The sequence below is a fragment of the Rouxiella aceris genome, from assembly GCF_012933545.1.
GTDB classification, from domain to species: Bacteria; Pseudomonadota; Gammaproteobacteria; order Enterobacterales; family Enterobacteriaceae; genus Rouxiella; species Rouxiella aceris.
In genome coordinates this window covers 24,582-41,974 of record NZ_JAADJU010000011.1, presented here as the reverse complement: position 1 = coordinate 41,974, position 17,393 = coordinate 24,582, and the positions used below count along the sequence as shown (strand labels likewise).

General features: G+C 52.7%; 14 protein-coding genes. 3 read left to right on the top strand and 11 right to left on the bottom strand.

Translation table 11 applies throughout. The features are described 5' to 3' along the window. Positions 1 to 14 precede the first annotated feature (14 nt). Both GW590_RS18900 and GW590_RS18895 read left to right on the top strand, forming a co-directional pair. Complete coding sequence (locus GW590_RS18900; protein ID WP_169404634.1) at positions 15 to 1,412, top strand: glycoside hydrolase family 1 protein; 1,398 nt, start codon at positions 15 to 17, stop codon at positions 1,410 to 1,412. Between the two features lie 266 nt (positions 1,413 to 1,678). Next, positions 1,679 to 2,434 (top strand): IclR family transcriptional regulator, encoded by a 756-nt coding sequence (locus tag GW590_RS18895; protein WP_169404633.1) that lies wholly within the window; start codon positions 1,679 to 1,681, stop codon positions 2,432 to 2,434. A 170-nt stretch (positions 2,435 to 2,604) separates the two neighbouring features. On the opposite strand, the gene GW590_RS18890 is transcribed toward GW590_RS18895, so the two are convergent. From GW590_RS18890 to GW590_RS18880, 3 genes are all read right to left on the bottom strand, one after another. Continuing rightward, a complete protein-coding gene (locus tag GW590_RS18890) occupies positions 2,605 to 3,534 on the bottom strand; it encodes a DUF1177 domain-containing protein (protein WP_169404632.1) in 930 nt (309 codons plus the stop codon). A gap of 61 nt (positions 3,535 to 3,595) precedes the next feature. Next, positions 3,596 to 5,233, bottom strand: coding sequence for an OPT/YSL family transporter (locus tag GW590_RS18885; protein ID WP_169404631.1), 1,638 nt, complete (start codon positions 5,231 to 5,233; stop codon positions 3,596 to 3,598). A gap of 51 nt (positions 5,234 to 5,284) precedes the next feature. Continuing rightward, positions 5,285 to 5,554: a hypothetical protein gene (locus GW590_RS18880; protein WP_169404630.1), complete on the bottom strand. Its 270-nt coding sequence runs from the start codon at positions 5,552 to 5,554 to the stop codon at positions 5,285 to 5,287. A gap of 167 nt (positions 5,555 to 5,721) precedes the next feature. On the opposite strand from GW590_RS18880, the gene GW590_RS18875 reads away from it, so the two are divergent. Further along, complete coding sequence (locus GW590_RS18875) at positions 5,722 to 6,417, top strand: AroM family protein (RefSeq protein ID WP_169404629.1); 696 nt, start codon at positions 5,722 to 5,724, stop codon at positions 6,415 to 6,417. Positions 6,418 to 6,449: 32 nt separating this feature from the next. On the opposite strand, the gene GW590_RS18870 is transcribed toward GW590_RS18875, so the two are convergent. The 8 genes from GW590_RS18870 to hypF all read right to left on the bottom strand — a co-directional run bounded on the left by GW590_RS18870 (position 6,450) and on the right by hypF (position 17,332). Next, positions 6,450 to 8,027 (bottom strand): EAL domain-containing protein, encoded by a 1,578-nt coding sequence (locus GW590_RS18870; RefSeq protein ID WP_169404628.1) that lies wholly within the window; start codon positions 8,025 to 8,027, stop codon positions 6,450 to 6,452. Positions 8,028 to 8,683: 656 nt separating this feature from the next. After that, positions 8,684 to 10,051: an L-serine ammonia-lyase gene (locus GW590_RS18865; RefSeq protein WP_169404785.1), complete on the bottom strand. Its 1,368-nt coding sequence runs from the start codon at positions 10,049 to 10,051 to the stop codon at positions 8,684 to 8,686. A 41-nt stretch (positions 10,052 to 10,092) separates the two neighbouring features. Then, a complete protein-coding gene (locus tag GW590_RS18860; protein WP_169404627.1) occupies positions 10,093 to 11,388 on the bottom strand; it encodes an HAAAP family serine/threonine permease in 1,296 nt (431 codons plus the stop codon). Between the two features lie 307 nt (positions 11,389 to 11,695). Then, the gene (locus tag GW590_RS24480) at positions 11,696 to 11,824 is read right to left on the bottom strand and encodes a hypothetical protein (RefSeq protein ID WP_268952818.1); all 129 of its coding nucleotides are present in this window, start codon (positions 11,822 to 11,824) and stop codon (positions 11,696 to 11,698) included. A gap of 90 nt (positions 11,825 to 11,914) precedes the next feature. Further along, a complete protein-coding gene (locus GW590_RS18855; RefSeq protein ID WP_169404626.1) occupies positions 11,915 to 12,172 on the bottom strand; it encodes a hypothetical protein in 258 nt (85 codons plus the stop codon). A 202-nt stretch (positions 12,173 to 12,374) separates the two neighbouring features. After that, complete coding sequence (locus GW590_RS18850) at positions 12,375 to 13,637, bottom strand: L-lactate MFS transporter (RefSeq protein WP_408014950.1); 1,263 nt, start codon at positions 13,635 to 13,637, stop codon at positions 12,375 to 12,377. Between the two features lie 349 nt (positions 13,638 to 13,986). Continuing rightward, the gene (locus GW590_RS18845; RefSeq protein ID WP_169404625.1) at positions 13,987 to 15,027 is read right to left on the bottom strand and encodes a HoxN/HupN/NixA family nickel/cobalt transporter; all 1,041 of its coding nucleotides are present in this window, start codon (positions 15,025 to 15,027) and stop codon (positions 13,987 to 13,989) included. Beyond that, positions 15,020 to 17,332: a carbamoyltransferase HypF gene (gene hypF, locus GW590_RS18840; protein ID WP_169404624.1), complete on the bottom strand. Its 2,313-nt coding sequence runs from the start codon at positions 17,330 to 17,332 to the stop codon at positions 15,020 to 15,022. Before hypF ends, GW590_RS18845 begins: the two co-directional genes overlap by 8 nt. Positions 17,333 to 17,393 lie beyond the last annotated feature (61 nt).

Sequence of the window (17,393 nt, the reverse complement as noted above, 5' to 3'; positions counted from 1 at the left end):
ACAGGAGAGAGACAATGAGCCAACAATTTCCCGATGATTTTTTATGGGGCGGCGCGGTTGCTGCCAATCAGGTTGAAGGTGCCTATCTGACCGACGGCAAGGGACTTTCAACCTCCGATATTCAGCCCCATGGGATTTTTGGCGGCGTGGTTGAACGCCACCCCGGCGACTCGGGTATTAAAGATGTAGCGATTGATTTTTATCATCGCTTCCCGGAAGACATCAAACTCTTTGCGGAAATGGGATTTCGCTGCCTGCGGACTTCTATTGCCTGGACCAGGATCTTCCCGCAGGGGGATGAGTCAGAGCCTAACGAAGCAGGGCTGGCATTTTATGACCGACTGTTTGACGAGATGGCCAATTACGGCATTACGCCGCTTATCACCCTGTCACACTATGAAATGCCCTATGGCCTGGTAAAAAATTACGGCGGCTGGGGCAATCGTCAAACCATTGCCTTTTTTGAACGTTATGCGCGTACGGTGTTTCAGCGCTATCAGCATAAAGTAAAATACTGGCTGACCTTTAACGAAATCAATATGTCACTGCATGCGCCTCTCACCGGTGTTGGTCTGCCGGAGGGCAGCAGCAAGCAGGCGGTATATCAGGCGATCCATCATCAGTTGGTTGCCAGCGCCAAAGCGGTAAAAGCCTGTCATGAGATTATTCCCGACGCGAAAATCGGCAATATGCTGCTGGGCGGCTTGCTCTATCCGCTTAGCAGCAAACCGCAGGATGTGATGGAAACCCTGCAGCAAAACCGCGAGTGGCTATTCTTTGGTGACGTTCAGGTCCGTGGCCATTATCCGGCCTATATGCAGCGCTTCTTTGCCGACCGTGGCATTGCGATTGATATCACTGCCGAAGATCGTGCCGCGCTGCAATCCACCGTCGATTTTATCTCCTTTAGCTACTATATGACCGGTTGTGTCACCACCGATGAGGCGCTAAACCAGAAGGCTCGTGGCAATATTCTTGATATGGTGCCCAATCCTCATCTCGAAAGCTCCGACTGGGGTTGGCAGATCGATCCACAGGGGATCCGTATTCTGATGAACGAGCTGTATGATCGTTATCAAAAGCCGCTATTTATTGTTGAAAATGGCTTGGGTGCTGTTGATAAACCTGAGGCTGACGGCAGCATTAACGATGATTACCGTATTACCTATTTAAACGACCATCTGGTGCAGGTGCGTGAAGCTATCGCTGACGGTGTCGAAGTGCTGGGTTATACCAGTTGGGGACCGATCGATCTGGTCAGTGCTTCCAAAGCCGAGTTCTCCAAGCGCTACGGTTTTATCTATGTCGACCGTGACGATCAGGGCAATGGCTCGCTGGAGCGTCGTCGCAAGAAGAGTTTCTTCTGGTATCGCGAGGTGATTGCTAGTAATGGGGCGTCGCTGAAAGGTTAATTTTTCACGGTCAGGCCCTGCGGTGATTCGACGCCTTCTCGCAAAATCGCACGCCGCAGGGTTTTCTGTATCACTAGACACTGCTGCACCGGCATTCAGCCTTTGCACCAACAAGTCGCTAATCGCATGGTTTTGCAAGGCGACTTTTTTTTATTTCGCCTCTTTTCCCTGATAATTCAACAGGCAATCCTTATGGGCAACACTATGGCGTGTATCCTGCATAGTCTTGATAATTGAGATAGCAACTTCATTTATTGAGACTTGATATGAGTATTTTGATCACTACTGCCAATATTTTACGCCTGATGAGCCAACTTGAACGCGGCGTGACGGTGAAAGATCTTACCGAGCATCTGGCAATGCCAAAAAGTACCGCCGCCAGGGTGTTAAAGCAGCTCAAGGATAGCGGTTTTGTTGATAAAAATCGCCAGTCACAGCAGTACGAACCGGGTCTGATGTTTCTCGATGCCTCTTATCTGGTGCGACGTCACTCGTCGTTAATCGATGTAACAGAAAAAGCGTTGCGGGAACTGTGTCAGCAAACTGGCCATACCGGCTATGTCTCTATTATGGATAAAAACGATGTGCTGGCGCTGCGGGTGATCCCTGGCTCCCATCCGTTGCAGGTGGTCACTCATCCGGGAAAACGCTCATCGGTATGGGGAACCTCCACCGGTCGTGCCATTTTGTCGCGTATGACCGACGCGCAAATTGCCGCGCAACTGCGTGAGACGCTGGAGGATCCGGCTTTTGGCAGTACGCTGGATTTTGCGCAGTTGATGCAGCGGATCAATCAGGTACGCGATCGCCACTGGTCCGCAGCCATTAATGAGCTGGTCAGCGGTGTTGCCTCGGTAAGCTGCTCGGTGAAAGATCCAGGCAATGGCGAGTGTCTGGCATTTTGTTTATCTTTTCCTGCCGCCATGGCGGATGACGCGGAGATTGACCGTCTGTCGACGCTGGTCTGTAGCGCCGCCAAAAAAATTGCGCAAATTGTCGGTGATCGCTACTGGTCCTGCTAAAAGCCATTCCTTTTTATCATCAACCGCAAGGGGGGAATTGCCGCCATGATATTTATAGCGAGGCAGGAAAGGCGGCGATTATCGATGCGGTATTAGCCGTCGGTCTGGCGATTGGCAGGCTGCTGCATCCGTAAGTAAAGGGCCGCCATCGGCCCTTTGCCCTCAGGGGATCACTGACGTTTTTGCAGATGGGCCAGCGAACCATAGAGCTTCAGCAAGTGCTGATACTCTTGCGCATCAAAGAACTCACAGTCATTGCGGGTGAACTCTTTGGCCACTTCTACCGCAAATTTGCAGGTAGCGGCAATATCCACTTCATGACTGGCACCAGTACCACAACCGGGCACTACGCTTTCACTGCAAATCGCCACGCCGACCACCGGCATCGCCGTGGCAATAGAAGGCTGCATAATGCTGTTGAGATGAAATACCCCGTTGCCATAAGGCGTAATATCCTGAGTGGTGATGGGAAAGGTCACCGCCGGGCGACCGCTGGTCATTTCCATAATGCGCAGTAAATCTTCTGACACCCGCAGGATATACCCCTCCTTTACCGTGGGTGAAATGGCATAGCCTTTATGATTGAGCAGACGGTTGCCTTTGGTGGTGTCAATAGACAGCACTGCATCCATATTGGGGTCGATCTCATAGTGGTTGATATCTTCGGTGGTGACCGGCGAATCCATAAAGTCGACCGGTTCATGGGGCCGGGTTGGCGCATCCGGACAGATATGGGTGGTGACGATCACATCTCCTGGCAGAGTGTCTCCTTGCGTTTGCATATGGGCCAGTTTTAGTGCTGCCGCCACCGCGGCAATAGCGCCGTCGGCATCAGACACCAGGCCAATGCGCGCAGGACGAGCGCCAATACCGCCCAGACGACCAATAATGCCCAGACTTCTGGTCGCGCCGCCGCGATGTTTACCCGCGCTGCCGGGAATTAAAATTTTCACAAAATCGGTCTGTCCCTTTTCGCCGCGGATCACCGTTACCGTAACTTCCACCTGCGGATAACCACGGAACATCTCCACCAGGGTTTGACCGCTGGCATAGGCACTGTCGAGAGCCTCAAATACCTGTAAAGTTTGCGCTAAACTCATAATGACATCCTGAAATAAAGTGACAACCGGCAGGCCGGTCAAAAATCCTCTCCACGGCGGTTTATTTTCCTTTGCCGGAGAGCACAGAGCTAAAGAAGCCAAACAGGGCATCGCCCGCGATCACGCCAGCGGCAAAGACTTCCATCTTGTTACGGGCTTTTTCTCCCCCGACTTTAAGAATGATATTGCGCAGCACCAGCCCGAGCATTACCGCCCAACCCGCCAACGGACTGGCGATCAACAGACCGGTAGCCAGCAGTACCCCCATCTGCCGCTGCGGTCCTCCCAACCACTGAATAACTGCACCGGGGATCGCCCAGATCATCAGCGATTTGGCAACGTCAAATGACACGCCGGCATTAATGGTGGCGACATACACTCGGGCTACCGGCGGTATCAGACCTTTTTCGAAATAACCCATATGAATAAAGAACACCACCGGAATGGCGATAACAAAGCCGATCATTGCGGCAAACAGCTGTTGACGGCGGCCTTCGATTTCAAATGCCAGATCCCGTCCATTTTTACGCAAGATATAGCCGGCTTTCAGGTCATAGCCCATATCGGCAAAGGCCGGACCGGTAGCAGCGGCAAAACCGCACAGCAGCGCCAGCACCATCGGCGGGAAGCCAATCATCATGCCGATAATCAGCGTGATCAGCGCCACGGCAAACGCCGGGAACCAGCCGGAGTGCATAGCCGCCAGTCCGACGATCATTTCATGAATAAAAGCAGCGAAGGCGGCGTAAGCCACAAAGGCAATCAGCATGGCGATCGACAACTGACCCACCAGACCGCCGCCAAGAGCAATTAGCGCGGCGATAAGGATGTAACCGGCAGAGCCCTGTTTCAGTGCGCCGAGAATACGCTTACGGTCAAAATCGGCAGAACCTTCATAGATCTCTGGGCTGCTGGCGGCGGCTTGTGTCGGTTTTTTATCGCGGATCAGCACCATCACCTGGATCAAGGCCACCAGACCGGCACCGATCATAATGCCGTGCGGGATATAGAGCTTACTGATGTCGACGCCAAACAGCGGCTGCGTATAACCGCGCAGCAGGAAGCCGAGGCCAAGCATAAACAGCGCCCACATATTGCCAATAAATGCGGTGCCAAAGGCGGACATGGGCAGCTTATACCAGCCGCCCACAGCGCCTAACAAAATACCGGCACCAAGCACCTGTGCCTGTTTGCCGCCTTCATCGCCGGCCTTGATTGACTCTGCTGCTGCTACGCCGGGTGGCCAGGTACCTTTCGCCGGGAAAATCTTGGTGTTGAACAGTCGATACAGCAAATAACCGTCAAGCAGCATGGCCAGTGCCGAACCAATAAACATCGGCAGGATCAGGTCCGGGCGACCAAATACGTAGGGAATGCCGATCGGCAGCAGCAGGCTGTTGGCTGCCCCGAAGGTGGCTGAGGAGATGGCGCTTTGTGCCAGATTTTGCAAATGGATCGAACGAAAACGGGCGCAGATTTGCATCGGCACGCGGGCGAGGATCATCGCCACCATCGCACCAATAATCGAGGTGTTAGGCGTAACGCCGAGAGTGGTGATCAACTGCACGCCGATCACCGAACCCAAAATGCTTAACGCCACTAAAAACAATAAGGTTCCCGGTTGGAAGCTTGACGGATGGATCTGCGACTTTCCGCTGTCTGTTGCTGCTCCTGCAATATCTTGCCTATCAATGGACATGGACACCCCTGAAGGAAATAGTCAATTTGCTGTTTAATCGCCGCCTGATCGTCACCGCAGCAACCAGGCAAAGGGCGATGCGGCAAGGGCAGATACTGGCAAGGCTGAATCAATCAACCCCCGGCGAGTGGCGTATTTATTGCGTTGTTTTTTTGTCTCATAAAATGAGACATGTGTTTCACCAAATGAGATATTGCATACTTTGTGCCACAGCGGGCCACGATGTCGTTTCTCTATGAAAATTAAGATAAATAAATCATGGTTGGAGGTATTTCGACCCAGCGTGGCGTTGCTAAAGGGGATTTTTTTGCCGTCTTGCACCAGCGATGCACAAGAAGGCACCAGCGTGTATCAGCCACGTTGTTTTTGGCCAGGCAGCAGAAAAAAATGCGCAGCTGGCGTTAAATCATTCGCTTTTTTTGATGCTCGATGCTTACACTGCAGGCCGTTATTTGCGCAAAATACTGTCGTTAGCGAGGAACTTATTAATGAACAACACGTCTTTTCCGCGCCTGGGTGTCATCACCATTGGGCAGTCGCCGCGTGCGGATTTGACCGCCGATCTGCCGGTTATGCTCGGTGAGCGGGTAACCATTATTGAGCGGGGGATCCTCGATGCATTTACGCTGGAGGAGGTAAATCGCCGCTATCCGGTAGGCGAACAACGTCCTTTTCTGGTTTCCAGAATGCGCAATGGCGATCAGGTAGAAATTGCCGAACAGGATGCCGAACCCTTGCTTGATGCCTGTATCAACACCATGGCTGAGCAGGATAACGTCGATGTTATTCTGGTGCTGTGCACCGGCGATTTGCCGCAATATCCGCATTTGCGCTGTCAGGTACTGTCACCCAAACATATTGTTCGCCATTTTTTTGCCGGTATTAATCCGCCGGGCAAACTGATTGTTATGAGTCCTTCAGCCGGGCAAATAGCCAATACTCGTGAGCGCTGGGCGCAAGCGGGGCGTGAGATTGACTCCCTGTCTGCTTCACCGTATCAGGATCAGGCGGCGCTGGTTGCTGCGGGTAAACAGGCGGTTTCGCTGGCTGGCTCGCTGATATATCTCGATTGTATGGGGTACACTCTCGCTCATCGGCAGGCGATTGCCGAGGCTTCCGGCAAGCGGGTAATTGCCGCGCGTCAGGTGGTATTCAGTGCGGCACGCCTGCTGCTGGGTAGCTAGAATAGCTTTGACCGCCCCTCGGTTGTGTCGAGTTAAGCCCGGGGCTTGCGGCTGTAGGGAATGGCTGTCGGGTTAATCTGATTTAACCACTGTTTGGCAAATTCGGACATGGGTTGTGGTCGGCCAAACAGATAACCTTGCAAGTAGTCGAGCTTAAAAGCACGCAGATATTCTGCCTGTTTTCTGGTTTCTATCCCCTCGGCGACAATATTCAGATTCAGGCGTTTAGCCAGGTCGATGACATTATCCACTATATGCGCCGATAGGGCGTCAGTGCCTATTTTGGCAATAAAACTTTGGTCAATTTTCAAGGCATCAATTTCAAACTGCTGCACATAGCTCAGGCTTGAGTGACCGGTGCCAAAGTCATCTATTGCCAGCAAGACCCCCAGCTTGTGCAACTCACGGAACAGCCGGGTGGTGATCTCGTTAGGGCAGATCAGTTCGCGCTCGGTCAATTCAAGCACCAACAGCACCGGATGATCGAAAAAAGCGGCCAAAAAGGCCTTACAGTCTTCCAGTAGGCCCATATCGGTACAGTGGCTGGCGCTGATATTAAAACTAAAATGGAAGCCGATTGGCAGTTGGCTGGCCCGGGGAGCAAAGTAGTTACTGACCTGTTTCATCATCATTTGCGTCATTGGCACAATCAGCCCACTCTGCTCGGCCAGCGGGATAAACTGATCCGGCGGGATCATGCCGACTTTCGGATGTTGCCAACGCATCAGGGCTTCTGCACCAATCACCGCATAATTATCCCCTTCAACCAAAGGTTGCAGATAGGGGATAAATTGATGGTTGAGCAGCGCTGATTTCATTTGCGCCAGCGGGGAACCCATACGGCCGAGCAACAGCCAGGTGGTTATGCCCGCCAACACCCCCAGAAAAGGGAAGATAATCACGCTGACCAGTGAATACTCGAGAATAAAGCGCCAATGAGCATGAGGGGCGATAAAGGTACTGATTTGATAAGCATAGGGGGTATTAATGCTGTCGACTTTCAGACCGGGGACGGTGATCTCTCCTTCGCTGACCTCTCCTTGATCGTCCAGCCAGCTGCTGCCGATTTTCAGGTAAAGTCGCGTATGGGTACCCAGTAGATCGAGGATATTTTGCAGAAAATAGCTGTCAATGCCTACTACGACGCTTTTATCGCCTTTAAATAGCCGATAGGCAATCAATGCATGGCCGGGCGTTACCGGATTTCCGGGCATTAAATCCAGCTGGCCCTGGCTATAGTCACTCAGATCCAGGCTGGCATTGCGCGCGCCAAACAGTGAGGTGCAATAGATATTGTCACCTTTGGCGAGATTGACGGTACGGACATTCGGTACCACGGCCACCTGCTGGCGGAGTTTTTGCACCAATGCATCGTCACACTCATCGCCTACATAAGCGAGAACACTGCTGGCGGCGCGTTTGCCGTTATCGAGCGTCAGATTAACCTGTCGCTGCGCCAGCATCAGGCGCTGACGCGCTTCATGGTTAAATCCTTCGGCAGTTTGCCAGGAAATGGCATAAAAGCCGACAATCAGGACCAGCAGGCATACGATCAAAGAGATAAAAAACCTGAAAAAAGGTTGATGAAAGCGTGAATAATTTACCGGCATGCCTGTCCGCCTGAAATCTGACTAAGAAAGTAAATATAAAATACCCTGAGGAAAATCGCTTAGCTATCGCGACCAGCAAAAGGAGTTCCGCCTGGGGGCATGACCCGTCACGGACAAGGCTAAAACAGGTAGCCTGAAACCTCAGAATAACGATCTAAATAATAGCGTAGTTTTTAGCCGAAGAGGGCAAAATAAGCAATACATGCTGGTAACTATTAGCGGAGCAAGAATTGCTAAAGTTCATTTCAGCAAAAGGGTATTATCAATGACATCCCCTTACAGAGCTAACACCGTTTTTAACGAGTGCCGGAGATAAGCGCCGGGAAGGGGAGAAAACCCATATCCTGCTCAATGAAGCAGGTTTTTTTTTGCCTGTTGTTGGCAAGACCAAGGCGAGGGAGATAATGCCAGGCGCGGTGGGTAAAAAAAGACAAAAAAAAGCCCGCTGGGAAGCGGGCAAATAACAGGGGTATTACAGGGTTTCTACACAACAAGGTTCTACAGATTTACACAGGGACATCACACAATCTCTCGATGGACATAAGATACCAAACCCAATGTATGGTTTTGTCATCCGCTGGTAAGTTTTAGAATCGATATGTAAACCCTTGCACTTCATTGTCATACCCGTTCAGTATTGGTTTCACGCCCTGCACTTAACTACAGGGAACAATTTTGATGGCCAGCCCGCCGCGCGATGTTTCACGGTATTTGGCATTCATATCCTTGCCGGTCTCGTACATGGTATCAATCACCTGATCGAGACCCACCTGCGGTTTACAGGTACGGCGCAGCGCCATGCGCGAGGCATTGACCGCTTTTACCGATGAAATGGCATTACGTTCAATGCACGGCACCTGCACTTGTCCGGCCACCGGGTCACAGGTCAGCCCGAGATGATGTTCCATGGCGATCTCGGCAGCGATAAATACCTGAGTGGTACTGCCGCCCAACAGCTCGGTTAGTCCCGCCGCCGCCATCGAACAGGCGACACCGACTTCGCCCTGACAGCCTACTTCGGCACCAGAGATCGAGGCATTCATTTTAAATAAACTGCCAACGGCACTGGCGGCCAACAAAAAACGTGCACAGGCATCGGCACTGAGCGGACGGATAAACTGATCGTAATAGGTCATCACCGCCGGAATAATGCCGCATGCGCCATTGGTTGGCGCAGTGACCACCCGGCCGCCAGCGGCATTTTCTTCATTCACCGCCATGGCATACAGATTGATCCAATCCACCACTTCCATCGGATCGACGCTGTTTTTACTTTGCGAGACCAGCAGGTTGCGCAAGGCAGCGGCGCGACGTCTGACTTTCATCGGACCTGGCAGCATGCCCTCGGTATGGATCCCCCGTTCGATGCCCTGGCTCATCACCTGCCAGACGGCCGCCAGATGTGCATCGATGGCCGATTTTTCATTGAGGGCCAGTTCATTGCGCATCATCACTCCGGAGAGGGACAGACCTGACTGATCGCAATGGCGCTGCAGATCTGCCGCCGAGGCAAAGGCATAAGGCACGTTAACTGGCTGACGATCATGGTGATCAAACTGCGCCTCGGTAACGATAAATCCGCCCCCGATGGAGTAGTACGTCTGGCTAAACAGCAATTTCTCGGCAGCATAGGCACTGACGGTCATGCCATTTTCATGGCGCGGTAAATTGTCGTTATGAAAACGCAGACTGTCTGGCAGGGCAAAATCGACCACTTTACCGGCAATGGCCAGCGGTAACCGGCCTTGCTGTTGTACCTGGGCGATAAAAGGCGCAATGCCGTCAATATCCACGCTATCTGGCATATTACCTGCCAGCCCCATAATGATGGCGATATCAGTATGGTGCCCTTTGCCGGTCAGTGACAGCGAGCCGTAGACGTCGACCTGTAGCCGCGTAGTCTCGGTGAACATGCCATTGCTGACCAGCTCATCAATAAATGCCTTGCCGGCTTTCATTGGCCCCACCGTGTGGGAACTGGAAGGGCCGATGCCGATTTTAAAAATGTCGAAAATACTAATCATCATTACTTTCCTGATTATTCGGTGTTGCCAATAGGCTGGCGTTATTCACCAAATAGTTTGTACACAATCCCGGAGATGGCGATCAGGCCCATGATGACCACAAAAACGTTACTAAGCTGTCCGCTGTACTTTTTCATTGCCGGCACTTTACGGATGGCATACATCGGCATCAGGAACAGCAGCATGGCAATAATCGGACCACCCAGTGTTTCAATCATGCCCAGAATACTTGGGTTGAGCGTGGCTACAAGCCAGGTGCTCAGCAGCATAAATAGCGCCGTGATGCGGTTCATTTGCTTGAGTTCGATGCTTTTGCCGCGGCTACGCAGAGATTTGATCACGATGCCGTTAAAGCCTTCTCGCGCGCCGAGGTAGTGACCAAGGAAAGATTTGGTAATGGCAATAAAAGCAATCACCGGGGCGATATAGGCAATCAGCGGCGTTTCGAAATGGTTGGCCAGATAGGACAGAATGGAGATGTTTTGCCGTTTGGCTTCCATCAGGTCAGCAGGGGATAGGCTTAACGCGCAGCTGAACACAAAGAACATCACAGTAAGGACCATCATCAAGGTACTGAAGGTGAGGATTTTGGCGCATTTTCTCTCGGCAGTTTCACCGTATTCCTGGCGTTTGGCGACGGCAAAAGAAGAAATAATCGGTGAATGATTAAACGAAAAAACCATCACCGGGATCACCAGCCACAGAGTCATCCACATACCGTTCCCGGCACCGCTGGTAGACAGAGAGGCATGTTCAAATATCGAGGTATTCCAGTGGGGAATAAGATAAAGCGCCAGGGCGATCAGGATACATACAAAGGGATAAACCAGAATGCTCATCGCCTTGACAATAAGGTGTTCGCCAAAGTGAACCAGCAGCATCAGGCCGAGGATTAATACCAGTGATAATAGTATCCTTGGCGGCGCAGTCAGATGCATTTGGTGGGTGATGAAACTTTCGACAGTATTGGTAATAGCCACGCTATAGACCAGTAATATGGGGTAAATAGCAAAAAAATAGAGCAGGGTGATAAGTTTTCCTGCTGTGATACCAAAATGTTCTTCTACTACCTCGGTGATATCCTGACCGGCATTTTTGCCCGAGAGCACAAAGCGGGTTAAGCCACGGTGGGCGAGGAAGGTCATGGGGAATGCCAGGATGGCCATGATAATCAACGGGATTAATCCGCCGATTCCGGCATTGATTGGCAAAAACAACACGCCCGCACCAATCGCCGTGCCGTAGAGTCCCAGCATCCACATGGTATCTGATTTACGCCAGTCACTGGCTGCAGGCGTATCTTTGGCGGTAAGAATATCGATTTGCGAATTACTCATAAAACCTCGGGTGAACGAATTTAAGTCATCTCATAACGAGAGACCAAGCCACAATATAAAAGCTGCCAATTAAGAAAATGCGACAGATTTTGGATGGCGTGGACTATACTCATTGGAAGCAGTTGTATCCGTGATTTAGATCACCTCTAGATTATTATGCGGATTTTTACCGGCAAGTGGCGATAAATGCACTGTTTAACCTGATTAAGTAAGGGTAGTCTAATTAATAGCCAACGCCGTGCCGAGAATATAGATGAAAATAGATTAACTCGATCCTTATTTTCCTTAAATTAAGCGATTTTTACTCTTAATGTTTACCGAGATAATAATAAAGACCGGTAACATATTCGGGAGAATCGAGGATATCGGCGAGGCCACTGAATGGCGCAGCGAGAGTCGGAATATGGCGATAAATACGTTGAATAACGGCCAGCAATTAAGCGCCGCGAGACAGATATAACTACCCCCAGCACAGTCAGGAACAGCGTCTGGGGGCGGTCGGATGACAATGGGAGAACTTGCGAGCTTATCTAAACAGGTCGTTATTACCGAACAGTTTATTGTTGTTGCTGGTCTGGATGCTGGTCAGGCAATGCGTCGACGCCTGATGACTGGCATCTTCAGGTGCGGTGATCAAATTCTGTGCATCAGTGTTGTTATTGAAGGCGGCATGTTCAGCACAAGCCTGATGGGCGGTATTACCCAATGGCATCTCTGCGGCCTGCAGGCCGATGCTGATGCCTGACAACAGCAGGGTGGTGATAAAAACGATAGGGCGGGTCATTATAATGTGTCCGAAAATCTTTATATAAAACAAACATTTTTCGCCAGGTTAACAGCGAACAGTCTGGTAGTGGTTGCCCCGCTGATCCTGGTGGCGAGAACGCCAGGTATCGGGTGGCAGGAGTGCGGCAGTAGACTGCGGACCATAGAAAACGGGAGCCGTGGCTCCCGTTGGTTATTCAATAAAGGTTCAGAATAACTGCCTACACATGTTGCAGCGTATTGTGCGCCTGCTGTTCTTTATTCGGTAGGCGAATCGTGGCAGAAATCGAAAGTGAGATAATTAATAGCACGGTAATGAGGCTAAAGGTCACCACAAAGCCACCAAACAATGAGGCAATCAGCGAACCCAAGATACTGCCAATACCAAAGCCCAGATAAATCACCCCGTAGTTTTTGGTCAAATTGTTCAGACCAAAGAAATCGCTGACCAGTGAAGGATAAACCGTAATGGTACCGCCAAAGCTGAAGGCGACGCAGGCCAGTGAGCCAAAGAACATGGCTTCATTCATATGGGTAAACAGCAGAATGCTCATGCCGACCAGCGAGATAACCTGAGCGATGGAAACCACGCGGATACGGGCCATTTTATCGGACAGCACGCCCAGCACCAGTCGACCACTGAGGTTGGCAATTGCAATCACTGTCACCGCGTTGGCCGCAGTCAGCGCACTCAGATGTACCATGCCTTGGCCAATGTCTTTGGCCACACCGATAACATACAAGCCACTCATACAGGCAGTCAGGAACATCAGCGCCAGCATCCAGTATTGTGGCATACGCATGGCTTCTGCCAGACTGAAATCGCGCGGTTGTTCACGATGGTTGTTAACGGTTTTGACTTCCTGTTTCGGTGCGTCTTTCATCATCAGGCCGCCAACGATAATCATCGCCATGGCTAACAGTCCCCAGATAATAAAAGTATGTTCCAGCGTGCTGATACTGAGCAGATAACCACAGATAAACTTAAAGCCGAGACTACCAAGGCCATATGCGCCAATGGCACAGGCGGACACTACGCCTTTACGTTCCGGGAACCATTTTACGCAGTTTGACAGCGACATCAGGTAACCGGCACCATCCGCCAGACCGACCAGCACCCCGGCACTCAGGTAGAGCATAAACAGGTTATTGGCGTGGGCCGTCAGGAAGAAGCCGACCGCCATCAGCACACCGGCGGCGATAGTGACGTTACGCACCCCAAAGCGTTCCTGTAGTTTGCCCGCGACAGAAGAGGCGACGGCCAGACCCAGGCTTAACAAACCAAAGGAGAACGCCACGCGGCTGATTGGCTGATCCAGCTTGGTAGACAGTTGCCCGTTAAACAAGCTCCAGGTGTAAACCGAACCCAGGGCAAATTGGGTGATGATGGTGCCGATCAAGGTCAACCAGCGTGTGCGGTTTAGATTGGACACCGCGTTGGTACGCATGGCACCTGCATTAATAAGGCCTGATTTATCACTCATAGTAAATCTCCCGAGCGAGATGGATTCATGTGGATTGACGTTATGATAAGTCTTAACCCGCAGAGTGAATCGAATCCGGCATGAAATGCACGAGCGCAGGAATGAAGTGCATTTATACGGGTATGAACGGCCTTAATTTGCCTTTAAAGGCACGAAAAACGGGGTGAAGAGCCGGTTTTTGGCGGTCTGGAGGGTGGGTTTTTATTGATCCATATCACAAGTGCTGCAAGTAGTTTTTCGTGGCGGTGCCAGTGACCTGGTTTTGTGCAGTCAACGCCGTGTTGCGGCATTGACTGCGAGAGAGAGGACGGCGTATATAGCACGCCCTCAATAAGCAGTATCGACGGGTTTATAGGCTGGGGACGCTCAGTTTGTCGTAACCTTTACGTCGATAGTTCAGCACCGACAATCCCCAAAACAGAATAAATACCGCCACGGTGCCATAGCCCACCAGGCCCATATTTTCATTCAGGCTGGCGACCCCTTGCCAAAAGCTGCCCGGCAAATCCATTTTATCGGCGATCAACCCCAGGCCTTCCAGTCCACCAATAAACAGCGCCACAAAAACGCTGGTGGCCGTGATAGTCATATTGTAATACAGCTTACGTACCGGTTTATTAAATGCCCAACCGTAGGCCCCGACCATCACAAAGTTATCCAGCGAGTCAACCAGTGCCATGCCGCTGGCAAACAGTACCGGGAAGATCATAATGCTCCATACTGACATCCCCGATGCTGCACCGGCAGCGGAAATGCCCAACAGGCCGATTTCGGTAGCGGTATCAAAGCCAAGGCCAAACAGAAAGCCCACCAGATACATCTGCCAGCTGTGATTGACCAGGTTAAAGGAAAAACGAAACAGACGGGTCATGATCCCGCCGGCGGTGTGTTCCAGCGGCGATGATTCGTCGTTGTGTTCCGCGTGACCTTGTTTCACCTGCTGAAAACGGCAATAGACATCGCGCAGGATCAAGGTATTAAGCAGCGCCATCAGCAGCAAAAACAGCGAAGAAATCAGCGTGCCCAATGTGCTGCCATATTGATGCAGCCAACTCATCTTGTCGCCAAAGACCAGTGAGGTCGCGGCAATGGCGGCGCAAGCCAACAATACGATGCTGGAGTGACCCAGCGAGAAGAAAGCGCCGACCATCAGCGGTTTTTTACCCTGCTGCATTAACTTGCGGGTGACGTTATCAATGGCGGCAATATGGTCGGCATCCACGGCGTGGCGCAGGCCGTAGCCGTAGGCCAGCAGGGCCGCAGCGACCAGTCCCGGATGATGACGGAATATCGCCAGTGCCCATATCCAGCTCAGCAGATTGACGCCAACCAGCGATAACAACAGCCAGAAGGCACGACGATGAGTATTGAATAATGCGATTTTAATCATGATGGGATCCAGTTTCTGGGGATGAGTCAACGGAACGCCGGGCGCAGGCAATCAGCGCCTGTCCCAGCGCCAGCCCGCCGTCTCCGGCGGGAAATTGCTGCGGCGTAAATACCGTCAGGGGTGATAAGTAATGATGTAGACGTTCGCGTAACAACGCGTTATGCATGACGCCGCCGCCAAGTGCTACCTGGTGGATCTGCTGGTGACGCGCGTGATAATGCACCATGTCTGCCAGCCCTTGCGCCAGCGCATCGTGAAATGCCCAGGCGCGTTCGCAGTCGGGAGCCTGCCAGTCCAGCCATTGCTGCCAAAAAACGCGCATATTCAGCTTACTGCCCGAGGTTCCGGCGATTAACGGCAGGGTCACCGGATGAACTTTTTGGCGGGCACGCTGGGCTAGCGCCTCGAGCCGACAGGCCGCCTGGCCTTCCCAACTGGTCGTTTGTGTGGCACAGCCGAGTGCGCAGGCAACGGCGTCAAACAGCCGTCCGCACGACGAAGCCAGCGGGGCATTTATCCCGCCACGTATGGCATTGGCCAGCGGTTGCCAGTTTTGTGTCTGCAGTATTGCGGCTTCCGGACGTTGCTGCCAGTCGGGACAAAAAGCCTGCCACTGGGCCAGCAGATTGCGCCACGGCTGCGTTGCCGCCAAATCGCCACCCGGCAGTGCCACGGCAGGCAGACCACCGAGATGGCGGCAGTCACGATAATCTGCCAGTAAACATTCGCCACCCCACAGGGCGCCATCGGGGCCGTAGCCGATACCATCGAGCACCAGGCCGATAACCGGCCCCTGGTCTTTCGGCCACTGATGTTCTGCCAGTACCGCCGCCAGATGGGCATGATGATGCAATACATCGATCACCGGCAGACCGCTGTCGGCGGCCCACTGGTGAGTGTAATAACCCGGGTGGGCGTCGCGCACTACCGCTTCCGGTTGGCAGTCAAATAGCGTCAGGCAGTGTTGCAGGTTTTGCTGCCACTGTTGCTGCACGTCCAGGCCATGCAGCGAGCCAAAATGCTGACTGACCATAGCGCTGTGCTGATCAAGCAGGCAAAAGGTGTTTTTTAGATCGCCGCCAAGCGCCAGCAGCGACATCCGTTGGTTAAAGCCGGGCGGCAGTGGCAAGACGTCGGGTACATAACCTCGGGCACGGCGCAGGGTTTCCGTACCGCGAGCAGTGAGTCGCAATAGCGAGTCATCCACCCGTTGCACGATATCGCGGTTATGCAGTAGCCAAAGATCGGCGATAGTCGCCAACTGGCTCAAAGCGTGTTGATTGGCCAGCGCCGGGGCGTGGTTGGCGGCATTGCCGGAGGTCATCACCAGTGGCCGCTGTATGGCGTCCAATAACAGATGCTGCAGCGGATTGGCGGGCAGCATCAGCCCGATCTCGTCAAGATGCGGGGCGATCAGCGGACTAAGAGGCGACTTGTCGGATTGCGGCACCAGGACAATCGGTGCCTGCGCGGAACTCAGCAGTGCGGTCAGGTTGGCGATATCCTGATAGCGGGTGTACTGGCTGAGATCACTGCTGGCAGGCAGCATCACCGCCAGCGGTTTGTCCGGGCGGTTTTTTCGCTGACGCAGGCGCGCGACGGCTTCGCTGTTGCTGGCGTCGCACACCAGATGAAAGCCGCCAATACTTTTCAGCGCCACAATTTTGCCATCGCCCAGCGCGGTGACCGCCTGTTGCAGGGCGGCGTCGCCCACTGCCTGCGGTTGACCGTCTTGCAGACAGCTAAACAGCTCGGGGCCGCAGTGCGGGCAGCAGACCGGCTGCGCATGAAAGCGCCGGTCAACGGGGGACTGATACTCTTTTTCACATGCCGGACAGAGCGCAAAGGCCGACATGGCGGTGTTTTTTCTGTCATAAGGCAGACGTTGCAGCAGACTGTAACGGGGTCCGCAGTGTGTACAATTAATAAAGGGAGAACGAGCGTGGCGATCCTGTGGGTTGCGCATTTCCGCCAGACAGTGCGGGCAGGTGGCGGCATCGGGGACAACCCGCGTGCTGATTTCCCCCTGCTGACTGTTGATAATCGCAAAGCCCTGCGGTTTTTCCAGCCATGAAAACTCGCGCTGGGTGATAGCCTCAATTTGCGCCAGCGGAGGACATTCCTGCCTGATCGCGTCAATCAACGCCTGGACAGCCACCGGCTTCAGCAGTTTGATTTCTACGCCGCTACCGTCGTTAAGTACATTACCACTCAGTTGCATGCGTTTGGCCAGTTGCCACACTAACGGGCGGAATCCTACGCCTTGCACTTTGCCGCTGATATGCAGTAACAGTCCTGCCAACATCGTTCTCTCCTGCTCCCTTTGTGCTGTAGGGTGCGTCCCCTACAGCACATCGGGTTATTGC

Coding starts and splice junctions, on each gene's coding strand:
- GW590_RS18895 (WP_169404633.1), top strand. CDS start 1,679: ATGAGTATTTTGATCACTACTGCCAATATTTTACGCCTGATGAGCCAA.
- GW590_RS18860 (WP_169404627.1), bottom strand. CDS start 11,388: ATGAGTAATTCGCAAATCGATATTCTTACCGCCAAAGATACGCCTGCA.
- GW590_RS18885 (WP_169404631.1), bottom strand. CDS start 5,233: ATGTCCATTGATAGGCAAGATATTGCAGGAGCAGCAACAGACAGCGGA.
- GW590_RS18845 (WP_169404625.1), bottom strand. CDS start 15,027: ATGATTAAAATCGCATTATTCAATACTCATCGTCGTGCCTTCTGGCTG.
- GW590_RS18890 (WP_169404632.1), bottom strand. CDS start 3,534: ATGAGTTTAGCGCAAACTTTACAGGTATTTGAGGCTCTCGACAGTGCC.
- GW590_RS18900 (WP_169404634.1), top strand. CDS start 15: ATGAGCCAACAATTTCCCGATGATTTTTTATGGGGCGGCGCGGTTGCT.
- GW590_RS18865 (WP_169404785.1), bottom strand. CDS start 10,051: ATGATTAGTATTTTCGACATTTTTAAAATCGGCATCGGCCCTTCCAGT.
- GW590_RS18850 (WP_408014950.1), bottom strand. CDS start 13,637: ATGAGTGATAAATCAGGCCTTATTAATGCAGGTGCCATGCGTACCAAC.
- GW590_RS18855 (WP_169404626.1), bottom strand. CDS start 12,172: ATGACCCGCCCTATCGTTTTTATCACCACCCTGCTGTTGTCAGGCATC.
- GW590_RS18870 (WP_169404628.1), bottom strand. CDS start 8,027: ATGCCGGTAAATTATTCACGCTTTCATCAACCTTTTTTCAGGTTTTTT.
- GW590_RS18875 (WP_169404629.1), top strand. CDS start 5,722: ATGAACAACACGTCTTTTCCGCGCCTGGGTGTCATCACCATTGGGCAG.
- hypF (WP_169404624.1), bottom strand. CDS start 17,332: ATGTTGGCAGGACTGTTACTGCATATCAGCGGCAAAGTGCAAGGCGTA.